General features: G+C 65.7%; 10 protein-coding genes, 1 tRNA gene and 2 rRNA genes (1 of these 13 only partly in view). 10 read left to right on the top strand and 3 right to left on the bottom strand.

All coding sequences use genetic code 11. The features are described from left to right. The 9 genes from ACWPN8_RS15310 to ACWPN8_RS15270 all read left to right on the top strand — a co-directional run. Window positions 1–1,826, top strand: a 23S ribosomal RNA gene (locus ACWPN8_RS15310) (it extends 921 nt beyond the left edge of the window). A 149-nt stretch (window positions 1,827–1,975) separates the two neighbouring features. Next, a 5S ribosomal RNA gene (gene rrf / locus ACWPN8_RS15305) occupies window positions 1,976–2,091 on the top strand. 81 nt (window positions 2,092–2,172) lie between these two features. Next, window positions 2,173–2,249, top strand: a tRNA-Met gene (locus tag ACWPN8_RS15300). A gap of 222 nt (window positions 2,250–2,471) precedes the next feature. Next, entirely contained in the window at window positions 2,472–3,713 is a 1,242-nt protein-coding gene (locus ACWPN8_RS15295) for a helix-turn-helix domain-containing protein (RefSeq protein ID WP_492241301.1), read from the top strand. A 152-nt stretch (window positions 3,714–3,865) separates the two neighbouring features. After that, window positions 3,866–5,035: a flavodoxin-dependent (E)-4-hydroxy-3-methylbut-2-enyl-diphosphate synthase gene (gene ispG / locus ACWPN8_RS15290; RefSeq protein ID WP_492241300.1), complete on the top strand. Its 1,170-nt coding sequence runs from the start codon at window positions 3,866–3,868 to the stop codon at window positions 5,033–5,035. A gap of 37 nt (window positions 5,036–5,072) precedes the next feature. Then, entirely contained in the window at window positions 5,073–6,404 is a 1,332-nt protein-coding gene (gene hemA, locus ACWPN8_RS15285; protein ID WP_492241299.1) for a glutamyl-tRNA reductase, read from the top strand. After that, window positions 6,379–7,464, top strand: coding sequence for a peptide chain release factor 1 (gene prfA / locus ACWPN8_RS15280; RefSeq protein ID WP_109445935.1), 1,086 nt, complete (start codon window positions 6,379–6,381; stop codon window positions 7,462–7,464). The genes hemA and prfA overlap by 26 nt, the downstream gene beginning before the upstream one ends. A gap of 4 nt (window positions 7,465–7,468) precedes the next feature. After that, window positions 7,469–8,317: a peptide chain release factor N(5)-glutamine methyltransferase gene (gene prmC / locus ACWPN8_RS15275; RefSeq protein WP_492241298.1), complete on the top strand. Its 849-nt coding sequence runs from the start codon at window positions 7,469–7,471 to the stop codon at window positions 8,315–8,317. A 283-nt stretch (window positions 8,318–8,600) separates the two neighbouring features. Beyond that, window positions 8,601–9,041 (top strand): DUF4167 domain-containing protein, encoded by a 441-nt coding sequence (locus tag ACWPN8_RS15270; protein WP_492241297.1) that lies wholly within the window; start codon window positions 8,601–8,603, stop codon window positions 9,039–9,041. A gap of 26 nt (window positions 9,042–9,067) precedes the next feature. On the opposite strand, the gene ACWPN8_RS15265 is transcribed toward ACWPN8_RS15270, so the two are convergent. Both ACWPN8_RS15265 and ACWPN8_RS15260 read right to left on the bottom strand, forming a co-directional pair. After that, window positions 9,068–9,832, bottom strand: a complete 765-nt coding sequence (locus tag ACWPN8_RS15265) for an MOSC domain-containing protein (protein ID WP_109445929.1) — start codon at window positions 9,830–9,832, stop codon at window positions 9,068–9,070. A gap of 127 nt (window positions 9,833–9,959) precedes the next feature. Further along, window positions 9,960–10,511, bottom strand: a complete 552-nt coding sequence (locus ACWPN8_RS15260) for an NUDIX domain-containing protein (RefSeq protein WP_492241296.1) — start codon at window positions 10,509–10,511, stop codon at window positions 9,960–9,962. Window positions 10,512–10,817: 306 nt separating this feature from the next. Between ACWPN8_RS15260 and clpB the strand changes: the two genes are divergently transcribed. Beyond that, window positions 10,818–13,421 (top strand): ATP-dependent chaperone ClpB, encoded by a 2,604-nt coding sequence (gene clpB / locus ACWPN8_RS15255; RefSeq protein ID WP_492241295.1) that lies wholly within the window; start codon window positions 10,818–10,820, stop codon window positions 13,419–13,421. Window positions 13,422–13,463: 42 nt separating this feature from the next. Here clpB and ACWPN8_RS15250 read toward each other — a convergent pair whose 3' ends face one another. Next, entirely contained in the window at window positions 13,464–14,099 is a 636-nt protein-coding gene (locus tag ACWPN8_RS15250; protein WP_492241294.1) for a glutathione S-transferase family protein, read from the bottom strand. Window positions 14,100–14,215: the final 116 nt, after the last annotated feature.

The following is a 14,215-nucleotide window of genomic DNA, read 5'->3' as shown; positions in this document are numbered from 1 at the left end:
CAGACAGACGGTGGGTGCTAAGGTCCATCGTCGAGAGGGAAACAGCCCAGACCGCCAGCTAAGGTCCCCAAATCACGGCTAAGTGGGAAAGGATGTGGGAAGGCCATGACAACCAGGAGGTTGGCTTAGAAGCAGCCATCCTTTAAAGAAAGCGTAATAGCTCACTGGTCTAGTTAAGCCGGCCTGCGCCGAAAATGTATCGGGGCTCAAGCCGTGTACCGAAGCTGCGGATGTGATCTTTCAGATCACGTGGTAGCGGAGCGTTCCGTAAGCCTGCGAAGGGTGTCCGTGAGGTCGCCTGGAGGTATCGGAAGTGAGAATGCTGACATGAGTAGCGACAAACAGTGTGAGAAACACTGTCGCCGAAAGTCCAAGGGTTCCTGCGCAAGGTTAATCCACGCAGGGTGAGCCGGCCCCTAAGGCGAGGCCGAAAGGCGTAGTCGATGGGAACCACGTTAATATTCGTGGGCCTGGCGGAGGTGACGGATTGGAAAGCGTGTACGATCTTATCGGATTGATCGTGCTGTGGACCGGTTCCAGGAAATAGCCCCGCCTTATAGACCGTACCCCAAACCGACACAGGTGGACTGGTAGAGTATACCCAGGCGCTTGAGAGAATGGTGTTGAAGGAACTCGGCAAATTGCCCTCGTAACTTCGGAAGAAGAGGGCCCCGTTGTGGCGCAAGCCATGGCGGGGGGCACAGACCAGGGGGTAGCGACTGTTTACTAAAAACACAGGGCTCTGCGAAGCCACACAAGGCGACGTATAGGGTCTGACGCCTGCCCGGTGCCGGAAGGTTAAGAGGAGGAGTGCAAGCTCTGAATTGAAGCCCCGGTAAACGGCGGCCGTAACTATAACGGTCCTAAGGTAGCGAAATTCCTTGTCGGGTAAGTTCCGACCTGCACGAATGGCGTAACGACTTCCCCGCTGTCTCCAACACCAACTCAGCGAAATTGAACTCTCCGTGAAGATGCGGAGTTCCCGCGGTCAGACGGAAAGACCCCGTGCACCTTTACTACAGCTTTGCAGTGGTGCTAGGGACTTCATGTGTAGGATAGGTGGGAGGCTTGGAAACATGGGCGCCAGCTCGTGTGGAGCCAACCTTGAAATACCACCCTTGAAGTCTCTGGCATCTAACCGTGGCCCGTTATCCGGGTCCGGGACCCTGCATGGCGGGTAGTTTGACTGGGGCGGTCGCCTCCCAAAGTGTAACGGAGGCGCGCGATGGTGGGCTCAGAGCGGTCGGAAATCGCTCGTCGAGTGCAATGGCATAAGCCCGCCTGACTGCAAGACTGACAAGTCGAGCAGAGACGAAAGTCGGCCATAGTGATCCGGTGGCTCCACGTGGACGGGCCATCGCTCAACGGATAAAAGGTACGCCGGGGATAACAGGCTGATGACTCCCAAGAGTCCATATCGACGGAGTCGTTTGGCACCTCGATGTCGGCTCATCACATCCTGGGGCTGGAGCAGGTCCCAAGGGTTCGGCTGTTCGCCGATTAAAGTGGTACGTGAGCTGGGTTTAGAACGTCGTGAGACAGTTCGGTCCCTATCTGCCGTGGGTGTCGGAGTTTTGCGAGGATTTGTCCCTAGTACGAGAGGACCGGGATGGACATACCTCTGGTGCACCGGTTGTCACGCCAGTGGCATGGCCGGGTAGCTAAGTATGGACGGGATAACCGCTGAAAGCATCTAAGCGGGAAACCCACCTCTAAACCAGAGCTCCCTTGAGAGCCGTGACAGACCATCACGTCGATAGGAGGCATGTGGACGGGCAGCAATGCTTGAAGCTAAGCCTTACTAATCGCTCGATCGGCTTGATCTCGACACCACAATTCACCGCGCCATGCGCAGCAGCAAGTCTGCTCCAAAGCAGTGCTTGACCAGCGCATCGCCGTTCGATACATCCTCCTCACTTGCACTGAACAAGCATTAAGCGCTTTCAGTAACAGCGTCGGTCTTGTGCCTCGGTGACCTGGTGGTCATGGCGAGGTGTCAAACACCCGATCCCATCCCGAACTCGGCCGTGAAAAGCCTCCGCGCCAATGGTACTGCGTCTTAAGACGTGGGAGAGTAGGTCGCCGCCAGGTCGCTCAGGCACATGAGACGCTCAATACACAAAAGCACGCATGCTTGCATCTTCACACTCCCTCATCCAACAATGAAACATCCGCGGGGTGGAGCAGCCCGGTAGCTCGTCAGGCTCATAACCTGAAGGCCGCAGGTTCAAATCCTGCCCCCGCAACCAAAAAGCAAGAAGCCCGCCCTGCTCGCGCAGGGCGGGCTTCTTGCTGTTCGGAGTAGAACCCTGCACCCACTTGTCACGACCCGCATTCCCTGACCCGCGGTCATTGCGGTTGCGCCGTGGGGGCGGCATGTCGTACCCATTTCGCAAGTTGCATCCACGCGGATGCCCCCGCTGCGCATGCTTTTCCAGTGTGTGCACAAGCTGCGAGCAGATGGCGAGCCCATGGCCAAGCGCAAGGTTTTCGACGATTTCGATCCGGCTCCGTCCGGTCCCTCAGTCTCCGAGACTCTGCGTGCGACGCGGATGGCGCATGGCTATGACCTGCGCGACGTCGCGACGATGCTGCGCATCCGCTATCCTTACCTGCTGGCGATCGAGGAAGGGCGGTATCAGGAACTGCCGGGCAGCACATATGCCATCGGCTTCCTGCGCTCCTATGCCGAGTGCCTGGGTCTCGACCCGGACATGGTCGTCACCCGCTACAAGGAAGAGGCGGCAGGCAGCGTCCGCCGGCAGGAATTGTATCTGCCGACTCCGGCCGCCGAAGGGCGAGCGTCGGGCGGAACGCTGCTGCTCGGCACGCTGGTGCTGGCTGGCATCGTTTATGGCGGCTGGTATTATCTGTCGGCGACCGACCGGTCGGTGGCGGACCTCGTGCCCACCCTGCCGGACCGTCTGGTCTCGCTGCTGGACGGCGTACCGGCCAAACCGGCCGAGCAAGTGGCCGACCAGCCCGCAACGTCCGGCCAGCCTGGCGCCGAACCCGCAGTTCCGGCACCGGCCCCAAACACAGCCCAATCTCCGGTGAATACGGTTCCGGTCAGCCCGACTCAGGCTGCATCGGCACCCTCCACTTCGGCGCCGGCCGGAACGCCGTCCAACGTCGGCAAGCCGCCGCAGACCGTCGCGTCCGCCGCCACGCAAGCGCCGGCAACTCCGCAAGCCGGTGCGGCCAAGCCGCAGGCCGGCACTGCCGCCGCCGTGCTGCCGCCGGCCCAGTCGCCATTGCCCTCCGCCAACGCGCCTGCTGCCAACCAGACGGGTGGGCAGGGCATCGTCAATGTACCGGCCCCGCCGGCCGAGGACGACGACGAGGCGTCGCCGCAGGATCCGACTCCGCTGAACGCCACGGCGGCCCCTCCGGCCGCGCCCGCGGTTCCGGCCGCATCGGTCCCGGCCAACGGAAAAGTTTATGGCACGCTGAACACCAATGCGAAGCTGGTCCTGAAGGCGACGCAGGAAAGCTGGCTTCAGGTGCGTGATGGCAGCGAGATCGTCTTCACCCGCGTGTTGAAGCCGGGCGACACCTTCCGCGTTCCTGACAAGCCCAACGTGAAGATCCGCACCGGCAACGCCGGCGGTCTGGTGGTGATGGCCGACGGTGGTGAAAGTCCGCCGCTGGGCTCTGTCGGGCAGGTGCTGCGCGACGTCGCCATCGACGGCCACGGGGTTGTGCGGCGCTGAAACCGGCCGGTGAGGGCGTCAGCCATGCGTCGGCGGCGCCCCACCAACCCTGTCCCTTGAATCCCCGGCGCCGGAGCGCACTTCTGGCCTGATGCCGGCTGCGCTAGGATGCGGCACCCGGTTCCGTTTTGCTGTCCAGAGGCTGACCTGAGATGATCGTGCGCGCCTACCGCCAGATCCTTCGCCGCAAATCGCGCCAGATTCGCGTCGGCAACGTGCTTGTCGGCGGTGATGCGCCGATCTCGGTCCAGACCATGACCAACACGCCGACCACCGACGTGAAGGCCACGGTGGAGCAGATCCAGGCAGCCGAACGGGTGGGGGCCGACATCGTCCGCGTCTCCTGCCCCGACCGCGACTCGGCTCTGGCGCTCAAGGACATTGTGCGGCAGGTGAAGGTACCGATCGTCGCCGACATCCATTTCCACTACAAGCGTGCCATCGAAGCGGCGGAGAGCGGTGCCGCCTGCCTGCGGATCAACCCCGGCAACATCGGCTCGGCCGAGCGGGTGCGCGAGGTGGTGAAGGCGGCCAAGGACCATGGCTGTTCGATGCGCATCGGCGTCAACGCCGGCTCGCTGGAGCAGGATCTGCTGGAGAAATACGGCGAGCCCTGCCCGGAGGCGATGGTCGAAAGCGCGCTGAACCATGCGAAAATTCTGGAAGACAATGATTTCCGAGAGTTCAAGATCTCGGTGAAGGCCTCGGATGCCTTCCTGGCCGTCGCTGCCTACCAGGGCTTGGCGGAAGCCTGCGACTATCCTCTGCACATCGGTATCACCGAGGCGGGCGGGTTGCGCGCCGGAACGGTGAAATCGTCGATCGGATTGGGCATGCTGCTGTGGTCCGGCATCGGCGACACGCTGCGCGTCTCGCTGTCGGCCGATCCGGCGGAAGAGGTCCTGGTCGGCTACGACATCCTGAAGTCGCTGGGGCTGCGCCGGCGCGGCGTGACCGTCATTTCCTGCCCCAGCTGCGCCCGGCAGAATTTCAACGTCATCAAGACGGTGGAACTGCTGGAGCAGAAGCTGGCCCACATCACCACCCCGCTGACCCTGTCGGTGATCGGCTGCGTCGTGAACGGCCCGGGCGAGGCGCGGGAGACCGACATCGGCCTGACCGGCGGTGGCAACAACACCCATCAGGTCTATCTGTCCGGCGTTACCGACCATCGGCTGAAGGACCAGGACATCGTCCAGCATCTGGTCGGGCTGGTCGAGAAGAAGGCGGCGGAGATCGAGGCGGCGAAGGCCGCCGCGGAGGCTGCCGAAGCCGAAACCACCCGAGAAACCACGCGAGACGTGGCCCCCGCCGCGGAGTAAGCTGCCCGGAATTCGGGCAGGGACAGCGATCCGCGGCGTGACCACCACCTCCTACCTCGTCATCGGCGCCAGCCACCGGACCTGCTCCGGCGTCGTCCGCGACCGCCTGTCCACCGACGAGGCGGAAGTGGCGGGAATGCTGGAGCGGCTGCGCGCCGTGGGGGTGGGGCAGGTGCTGTGGCTCAACACCTGCGACCGGGTGGAAGTGCAGGCGGTCCATGAACGACCGAACGAGGCGGCCCTGGCGATTGCCGAAGTCATGGCCGACCGCGCCAGCCTGTCGACATCCGATCTGGCACCGCAGCTCTACACCCGCACCGGCATCGACGCCGTGCGCCATCTGTTTGCGGTGGCCTGCTCGCTCGACAGCCAGATCGTCGGCGAACCGCATATCCTGGGCCAGTTGAAGGCGGCCCACCGCAGCGCTTCCGGCGCCGGGCTGACCGGACCGGAGCTGGAAGCGGTTCTGCAGGCCGCCTATGCCGCCGCCAAGCGGGTGCGCAGCGAGACGCCGATTGCGGAGGGCGCAACCTCGCTGGCCGCGGCAGCCATCCAGGTGGCGCGCGACCTGCACGGCGACATCAGGCGCTGCGGCGCTCTGCTGGTGGGAATGGGCGACATGGGGGCCCTGGTTCTGGAGGGGTTGCGTGAAGCCGGGCTGCCGCGGCTGACCGTTGCAGCGCCAGTGGATCGGCGGGCGGAAGCGGCGGCTCGGCGGCTCGATGGGCATTTCGCCCCTTGGGCCGATCTGGAGATGGCGATGACCGGCGCCGATATCCTGGTGACCGCAGCCGGTCTTGGGCGCTATATCCTGACCGCTCCGATGATGGAGACGGTGTTGAAGCGCCGCCGCCGCCGGCCGGTCTTCGTGGTCGATGCCGCCATTCCAGCTGATGTCGATCCGGCGGTGGCGGGCATGGACGGCGCCTTTGTCTATGATCTGGCCGATCTGGAGCGGGTGGCGCTGCAGGGCCGGGTTGGGCGCGAGGCGGCGACCCAGGCAGCCTGGATGATCGTGGACGAGGCGGTGGCCGCTTTCGCCCGCGACCGTGCGGAACGCGCAGCGGTGCCCGCCGTGGCGGCGCTTCGAAGCCATTTCGAAGCGGAGCGGCGGCGCCTGCTGGCCGGGCATGCCGATCTGGACGCGGCATCGGCGACGCGGCTGCTGGTCAACCGCCTGCTGCACGCCCCATCGGAGGCGCTGCGGGCCCTCGCCGCCGATGGCAGTGGCGAGGGGCTGGCCGAACGGGCGGCGGCGGAACGGCTGATGTTCCGCCTGTTCGGGCTGGACCGGCTGACCGCTGGCGCATTGGAAGAGAACGAACGGGATAAGGACGAGCGACGTGAGCCTGGACGAGAAGTTCGATAAGGTGATGGCCCGGTACGACGAGCTGCGCGACACGCTTGCGGCCGGCCTTGCCGAGTCCGGCGACTTCGCCCGGCTGTCCAAGGAATATGCCGACCTCACCCCGATCGCCGAGGCCATCGCGGAGTTGAAGAAGGGCCGCGCCGAGGCTGCCGATCTGGCGGAAATGATAGCGGCGATGATGGGCGATGCCAGCGCCGACCCCGAGATGAAGGCGATGGCGGAGGAGGAATTCCACGTCCTGACCAAGCGCATCCCGGATTTGGAGCGCAAGGTGCAGATTTCGCTCCTGCCCAAGGATGAGGCGGACGAAAAGAACGCCATCCTGGAAGTGCGGGCCGGGACCGGTGGCGATGAGGCCGCGCTGTTCGCCGCCGAACTGTTCGAGATGTACCGTCGCTATGCCGGCCTGCATGGCTGGCGCTTCGAGGCGATGGACGTCAGCGAGACCGGCATCGGCGGCTACAAGGAGGCCACCGCCAACATCACCGGCCGTGGCGTGTTCGCCCGGCTGAAATTCGAGTCCGGCGTTCACCGCGTCCAGCGCGTGCCGGCGACCGAGGCGCAGGGCCGCATCCACACCTCGGCCGCCACCGTCGCCGTGCTGCCCGAGGCGGAGGAGGTGGACATCCACATCGACGAGAAGGATCTGCGGATCGACGTCTTCCGCTCCTCCGGTCCCGGCGGCCAGTCGGTCAACACCACCGACAGCGCCGTGCGCATCACCCATCTGCCGACCGGGCTGGTGGTGAGCCAGCAGGATGAGAAGTCGCAGCACAAGAACAAGGCCAAGGCGCTGAAGGTGCTGCGTGCCCGGCTGTACGACCGCGAACGGGCGGAGAAGGACGCTGTCCGTGCCGCCGACCGCAAGAACCAGGTGGGCAGCGGCGACCGTTCGGAACGCATCCGTACCTACAATTTCCCCCAGGGGCGGGTGACCGACCATCGCATCAACCTGACGCTCTACAAGATCGACAAGGTGATGGCCGGGGAAGCACTGGATGAACTGGTCGACGCCCTGATTGCCGAGGACGAGGCCGCCCGGCTGGCGGAACTCGGGTGATCGCATGAACCTCCGCACCCTGCGTGCCCAGGCCGAGGCGCGGCTGCGCGAGGCCGGTGTCGATACACCGGAACTCGACGCCCGCTATCTGCTGGAGCATGCGCTGACCCTCACCCGCACCGACTTCATTACGAAGGCGGAACAACTTATCCCCGATGGCGATGCTGCCCATGCCCTGGCATTGGTGGAACGGCGTGCGGCGCGGGAGCCGGTGGGGCGCATTCTGGGGCACCGCGAGTTCTGGACCATCGATCTCGCCCTCAACCCCGACACGCTGGAACCGCGGCCGGACACCGAGACGGTGGTGGAAGCGGTTCTGGCCACCATCCCCGACCGGAAAGCTCCGCTGCGCCTGATCGATTTCGGAACCGGAACAGGTTGCATCCTGCTGGCGCTGCTGTCGGAGCTGCCGAATGCCACCGGTGTCGGCATCGATCTCAGCCCGCTCGCGGTCGAGGCGGCATCTGGGAACGCCGACCGCAACGGGCTGGCGAAGCGCGCCCGCTTTCAAACCGGCGACTGGGCCAAGGGGATCGAGGAGCGTTTCGACATCGTGGTGTCGAACCCCCCCTACATCCCCAGCGCCGATATCGCCACGCTGGAGCCGGAGGTGCGGGAGCATGACCCGCTTCGCGCACTGGACGGGGGACCGGACGGGCTGGAGCCCTACCGCATCCTCGCAGCCGAGTTGCCGCGTCTGCTGGTACCGGGTGGACTGGTCGCCTTCGAAGTGGGGCAGGGCCAAGCGGAAGATGTGGCGGCGCTGGTCAGGGCGCAGGGGTTGGGAGACACCGCAATCCTGTGTGACCTTGGTGGGGTAAAGCGCTGTGTCAGGGCACGGAAGAGCCTGTGAGGCGTCCGCTTATCCAAAAAAACGGTTGGATCGGCAGGCTTTGGCGGGTAGTGTGCGGTACACGACCGCGAACCTAAGGCCTGCGGAGCAAGAATCTCGGATGATTTTCTGCCGAGCGCTGACCGCCATGGCCTGCCGCACGCGATGCGGACGCGTCGTTTGAACCCCGTGAGCGACCCATGGAAATCGTCCATGGCGGGCTCGGTGGCCGGGCCGCAAGGCCGGATGGCCGCCGGAGCGTTCCGGGGACTGCGCTTCTCTTGCATGGGGCCTTAAGAGCCGAATGAGACAGGGACCGAACTCCAGGCGTTCGCGTGGTCGTGGCAACAGCGGCGGCGGGGGCAGCGGCGGTAGTGGTGGTGGCGGGGGCGGCGGTGCCGGCCGGCGCCAGAATGTTCCGCTGCGCCACCAGACCTTCGACAGCAACGGCCCCGACGTCCGCATCCGCGGCAATGCGTGGCAGGTGCAGGAGAAGTATCAGGCGCTTGCCCGCGACGCGATGTCGTCCGGCGACCGGGTGCAGGCGGAAAATTACCTGCAGCATGCGGAGCATTACCTCCGAATCATCAACCAGATTCAGGAATCGGAAAACCGCCAGCGCGGTGGGCAGCCCGGCAATGGGCACGGCCATCAGCCGCAGATCTCGTCGCATGGTGGCGACGAGGACGAGCAGCCGGCCGAGGACGAGACCGACGGCGAGGAACGGGCGGCCGTAAACGCCTGATATGTGATGCTAACCTGGGGTGATGTTTATTCGGCCGGAGTGACCGGGTCGCCCACTGCGATCCGGCCTCCGCCAGTCACCCGGGCGCGCAGCAGGATTTGGCTGTGGCCATAGCCGCGTTCCATGATGTTCGGCAGGCTGAGATCGGCGACGCCGGTATCCGGGTTCACATCGTTCCCGGGCGTGCAGTCGAGCGCTTCCACCACCTCCAGCCTTGCCGTACCGACAGTCAGGGTCCGGCCGACCCAACTGCGCTCCGCCCAGGGATCGATGCCGTCCACCAGCAGGTTGGCGCGCAGGCGGCGGGGATCGACCGGCTGCTTGGCGATCCGCTCCTCCAGGTCGCGCAGGCTGGCGAGGTTCAGCAGCGTGACCGAGGGTTCCTCGCTGTTGCCGAAGCCGCCCTGTTGCGCTTCGATCAGGCGTGGCATGCCGGGGACGATCCCGGCCAGATAGGCGGCGAAGAACTGTTCCAGCAAGTTGCGGCCCATCGGCTGGTCCAGCCGGCCGCGCGACACCTGTCGGCCGCCGCGGCGGATGATCAGCGCCTGCGTCGCCTCGTCGAACTCGCTCTGCAAGACAGCCAGCTTTTCCGTGCGGTCCAGCGTGAAGAAATCCGACGGCAGGCGCCAGCCCTGCGTCTCGGTATCCAGCGCGGCCGGGCCGTGCAGCAGCCCGTAGCGGCGGTCGAGCGGAATCGCCTGACCGGCGGTCAGCTCGATTGCGGGAAGATCCTGGCCACTCATGCCCTTGACGGGATAGCGGCGGATGACGGTCAGTGTGGCGTTCATTGCACTGCACAATGAAAGGGCTGGAGCGTCCCTGTCAACCGATGCGGTGCCTATTTCTCACGCTGCGGCTGGGGTATGGCAGGGCCGATCGTCCGAACCGCCCGCTCCACCCTGTAATCTGGTGCCGCTACCAGCGTTCGGCGACGGGCCGGCGGCCAAGAAATTCCTCCAGCCGCCGTCCGGTGGCCGGCGACAGGTCGGCCGGCAGCCGGTCGAGCGGGAAGAAACGGGTTTCGACGATCTCCACCCCGTCGGCCTTCGGGCTGCCGCTCCAGCCAGGCACGACATAGACCGCCACATGGTCGCTCGCCCCGTTGCGGAAGCGGGCATAGATGGCGAAAGGCTGAGCAGGGCGGTCGGCGATCAGCCCGACCTCTTCCCGCACTTCGCGCCGCATGGCGTCGACCAGCGTCTCGCCCCGCCCGACACCGCCGCCGGGCAGATGCCAGCCATCGACGTAGCTGTGCCGGATCAGCAGGACGCCGGGCGATGCCGGGTCCGCCTCGTCCAGGATGATCGCCCTCACCCCCATGGTCAGAGGCCGTGCCAGCCGATGCCAGACCCCGCGCAGGCTCCAGGCAAGACGAAGCAGCCGGCCCGTCATGGTTCTCGGCATCGGCTGGCCGGCGGATGCCGGCGTCGTGCTGGTCGGGGAACCGGAGGCGGCCAGATCGGTCATGATGAAATCCGGAACGAGGGCCCTTGGAAGGCGGAAAGGCGGAATGGCGGCAGTCTAGCCGTGGCCGGGAGGGATGTTGTAGGGGGCAATCGGCGGGTCGCGCGCTACCTCTTTTTCCCGGTCCTAGCCGGTCTGGAGGAGGCAGATGTGACCGCGTTTCTCCACCGATAACCTTTCTACGCAGATGGTCTTGCATGGCCTTTGGCCTTGCCTACATCTTCGGCAGCATCCTTGCGGATCGCACAGTTGCGTGGATCACGTCGACCGGGCTGCCTCGCGGACGGTCGACAGGAGAAGGGGAGCATCATGGATTTCGAGCAATACACCGAGCGCAGCCGCGGGTTCATTCAGGCCGCGCAGACCCTGGCCGTGCGCCGTGGGCATCAGCGCCTGACCCCGGAACATCTGCTGAAGACGCTGCTGGACGACAAGGAAGGGCTTGCCGCCAACCTGATCCGTGCGGCGGGCGGCGACCCCAAGGCGGCCCTGTCGGCGGTCGATGCCGAACTGGACAAGCTGCCGAAGGTCGAGGGCAGCGGCGCCGGTCAGCTCTACCTGACGCCCGAACTCTCCCGCGTCTTCGAGCAGGCGGAGAAGGTCGCCGAAAAGGCAGGGGACAGCTTCGTCACCGCCGAACGCATCCTGCTGGCGCTGGCCATGGCCGACGGCACCCCGTCGGGCAAGGCGTTGAAGTCCGCCGGCGTGACGCCGCAGGCGCTGAACACCGCCATCAACGACATCCGCAAGGGTCGCACCGCCGACAGCGCCAGCGCCGAGCAGGGCTATGACGCGCTGAAGAAATACGCCCGCGACCTGACCGCCGCGGCGCGCGACGGCAAGCTCGATCCCGTCATCGGCCGTGACGAGGAAATCCGCCGCACCATCCAGGTGCTGGCCCGCCGCACCAAGAACAATCCCGTGCTGATCGGCGAGCCCGGCGTTGGCAAGACTGCCATCGTCGAGGGGTTGGCCCAGCGCATCGTCAAGGGCGACGTGCCGGAAGGCCTGAAGAACAAGCAGCTGCTGTCGCTCGATCTCGGCGCGCTGGTGGCCGGCGCCAAGTACCGCGGCGAGTTCGAGGAGCGGCTGAAGGCCGTGCTGTCGGAAATCCAGGCAGCGGCAGGCGAGATCGTCGTCTTCATCGACGAGCTGCACACGCTGGTCGGCGCCGGCAAGTCCGATGGCGCGATGGACGCCTCCAACATGCTGAAGCCCGCGCTGGCGCGTGGCGAGCTGCATTGCGTCGGCGCCACCACGCTGGACGAGTTCCGCAAATACATCGAGAAAGACGCGGCGCTGGCCCGGCGCTTCCAGCCGGTCTTCGTGTCGGAGCCGACGGTGGAGGACACCATCTCCATCCTGCGCGGCCTGAAGGAGCGCTACGAGGTGCACCATGGCGTGCGCATCACCGACAGTGCCATCGTGTCGGCGGCGACCCTTTCCAACCGCTACATCACCGACCGCTTCCTGCCCGACAAGGCCATCGACCTGATCGACGAGGCGGCGAGCCGCCTGCGCATGGCGGTGGACAGCAAGCCCGAAGCCATCGACGAGCTGGACCGCCGCATCATTCAGCTGAAGATCGAGCGCGAGGCGCTGAAGCGCGAGCAGGATTCCGCCTCGCGCGACCGCTTGGTCAATCTGGAGCGGGAGCTTTCGGATCTGGAGCAGGACTCGGCCGAGCTGACCGCCAAGTGGCAGGCCGAGAAGGACCAGCTGCAGGGTGCGCAGAAGATCAAGGAGGATCTGGAGAAGGCCCGCACCGAACTGGAGACGGCGCAGCGTGACGGCAACTGGGGCCGCGCGGGCGAACTGGCCTATGGCGTCATCCCCGGCCTGGAAAAGGCCCTGAAGGACGCCGAGGAGCATGCCAGTAGCCGCATGCTGAACGAGGAGGTGCGCGACAGCGACATCGCCGCGGTGGTCAGCCGCTGGACCGGCGTGCCGGTCGACAAGATGCTGGCCGGCGAGCGTGAGAAGCTGCTGGCGATGGAGGACAAGCTGCGCGGCCGGGTCATCGGCCAGGACGAGGCCATCGTCGCGGTGTCGAACGCCGTGCGCCGGGCGCGCGCCGGGTTGCAGGACCCGAACCGTCCCATCGGCTCTTTCCTGTTCCTCGGTCCGACCGGCGTCGGCAAGACCGAGCTGACCAAGGCGCTGGCCGAGTTCCTGTTCGACGACGAGACGGCGATGGTCCGCCTCGATATGTCGGAATATATGGAGAAGCACTCAGTCGCCCGCATGATCGGCGCGCCTCCGGGCTATGTCGGCTATGAGGAGGGTGGGGCTCTGACCGAGGCGGTGCGCCGCCGGCCCTATCAGGTCGTGCTGTTCGACGAGGTGGAGAAGGCCCACCCCGACGTCTTCAACGTGCTGTTGCAGGTGCTGGACGATGGCCGGTTGACCGACGGGCAGGGCCGTACGGTCGATTTCCGCAACGTGGTCATCATCATGACCTCCAACCTCGGCTCGCAGGCGCTGGCCGAGCAGGCGGAGGGCGAGGACAGCGCTGCGGTGCGCGACGAGGTGATGGAGGCCGTCCGGGCCCATTTCCGGCCGGAGTTCCTGAACCGCCTGGACGAGATCCTGCTGTTCCACCGGCTCGACCGCCGGCATATGGGCGGCATCGTCAAGATCCAGCTCGGCCGCCTGACCAGGATGCTCGCCGACCGCGAGATCACGCTGACGGTGGACGAAGCCGCGACCGAATGGCTGGCCGAGGCCGGCTACGACCCGGTCTACGGTGCCCGTCCGCTGAAGCGGGTGATCCAGCGCGAGTTGCAGAACCCGATGGCGACCCTGATCCTCGAGGGCCGCATCAAGGACGGCCAGACGGTGGCGGTCGGTGCCGAAGGCGGTTCCCTGACCATCGACGGCCAGCCGGTGAGCGGGCTTGTTCGCAAGGCGTAGGGTTGAAGGCCCTCTCCCGACCGTGGGAGAGGGCTTTTCTCCTCAGTAAAACGGAGCCCCCAGCCCTTCCGCCTCGAAAGCGGCCTTCACCGCCGGACGCTCCAGCACGCGGGCGAGGTAGGGTCCGAGATTGCCCAGCGTGCGTGCCGGGCGGCCCATGAAGCGGGTCCAGCGGCACAGCATTAACAGGTACGGGTCGACAGCGCTGTACGTGTCGCCCAACAGCCACGTACGCCCTTCAAGCGCGCGGTCCAGGCCATCGAAATGACCGTTCAGCCGAGCTTCTGTCGCTGCCTTGAAGGCGGCTTGCGCTTGTGTGCCCTCGACGTAACGCTCGGGGTAGAAGTACAGCAGCATCTCGGCCTGGACGCTGTTGGTCAGATAGACCAGCCACTTGTAGAACTCCGCCCGCTCTGACGCGCCGACCTCCGGGGCGAGCTTCGCCTCCGGATGGCTGTCGGCCAGATGCAGGCAGATGGCGGCGGCCTCGTACAGCACCAGATCGCCATCCACCAGCGTCGGTACGCGGCCATGCGGGTTCAGCGCCAGATAGGCCGCACTCTTGTGCTCCCCCTTGTCGCGGTCGAGCAGCCGCAATTCGAAAGGCTCGCCGATCTCGCGCAGCAGGATGTGCGGCGCCATCGCGGCCGTGCTGACCATACCGTAAAGCGTGCGCAAGGCGGCTCCTCCCTTTCGTCGTTCCGGTCAAGCTGTCCCATCCGGCTTGGCGTCCCGCCAGCGTCTTGCACGCATGGCACGGATGACGGTGAAGCGGGTTTGTCGAGTGGCGAAAC

The sequence above is a fragment of the Azospirillum sp. UENF 112521 genome (assembly GCF_058780665.1).
This window is presented reverse-complemented; position numbering and strand designations above follow the sequence as displayed.